The 1102-nt window shown below is 66.0% G+C and carries 2 protein-coding genes; both read left to right on the forward strand.

The window, feature by feature from the left end; translation table 11 throughout:
- A partial coding sequence (locus AOK11_RS38175; protein ID WP_240497648.1) for a peptide ABC transporter substrate-binding protein occupies positions 1–726 on the forward strand: 726 nt, incomplete at its 5' end.
- Between the two features lie 6 nt (positions 727–732).
- The coding region (locus tag AOK11_RS38180; protein ID WP_167353889.1) for an ABC transporter permease at positions 733–1102 on the forward strand (370 nt) is incomplete at its 3' end.

The raw sequence follows: 1102 nt of genomic DNA on the forward strand, positions 1-1102 counted from the left end.
GACAAGGCCTGGAACAAGTCCGGCTCGGAGAAGGTCCGCAAGGGCCTGTCCATGGCGATCAACCGGGACCAGATCACCGAGACCCTCTTCGTGAAGACCCGCACCCCCGCCACCGACTGGACCTCCCCGGTCCTCGGCAAGGACGGCGGCTTCCAGGACGGACTGTGCGGGGACGCCTGCGAGTACCGGCCCGACCAGGCGAAGAAGCTTATTCAGGAGGGCGGCGGCCTGCCCGGCGGCAAGGTCACCCTCACCTACAACGCGGACACCGGCTCCCACAAGGACTGGGTCGACGCCGTCTGCAACTCCATCAACAACGCGCTGGACAACGAGCGCGCCTGTGCCGGAAACCCGGTCGGCACCTTCGCCGACTTCCGCAGCCAGATCACCCAGCAGAAGATGAGCGGCCCGTTCCGCGCCGGCTGGCAGATGGACTACCCGCTCATCCAGAACTTCCTCCAGCCGCTCTACTACACCAACGCCTCCTCCAACGACGGCAAGTGGTCCAACAACGACTTCGACGAGTTCGTCGACCAGGCCAACCAGGAGACCGACACCGCCAAGGCCGTCGGCCTGTTCCAGCAGGCCGAGAAGGTCGTCCGCGACAACATGGCCGCCATCCCGCTGTGGTACCAGAACGGCAGCGCGGGCTGGTCCGAGCGGCTGTCCGACGTGAAGCTCAACCCCTTCAGCGTCCCCGTGTACGACCAGATCAAGGTGAGCTGATCCGCCGTGGGACGCTACGTCGTCCGGCGCCTGCTCCAGATGATCCCGGTGTTCATCGGGGCCACGCTGCTGATCTTCCTCATGGTGAACGTGATGGGCGACCCCATCGCGGGCCTCTGCGGCGAGCGGCAGTGCGACCCGGCGACGGCCGCCCAGCTGGAGAAGGAGTTCGGCCTCGACAAGCCCGTCTGGCAGCAGTACCTGACCTACATGGGGAACGTCTTCACCGGGGATTTCGGTACGGCGTTCAACGGCCAGAAGGTCACCGAGCTGATGGCGACCGCGTTCCCCGTGACCATCCGGCTCACGATCATCGCGATCCTCTTCGAGATCGTCATCGGCATCGCCCTCGGCGTGGTCACCGGACTGCGCCGGG

The organism is Streptomyces hirsutus (genome assembly GCF_001418415.1).
Classification (GTDB): domain Bacteria; phylum Actinomycetota; class Actinomycetes; order Streptomycetales; family Streptomycetaceae; genus Streptomyces; species Streptomyces hirsutus.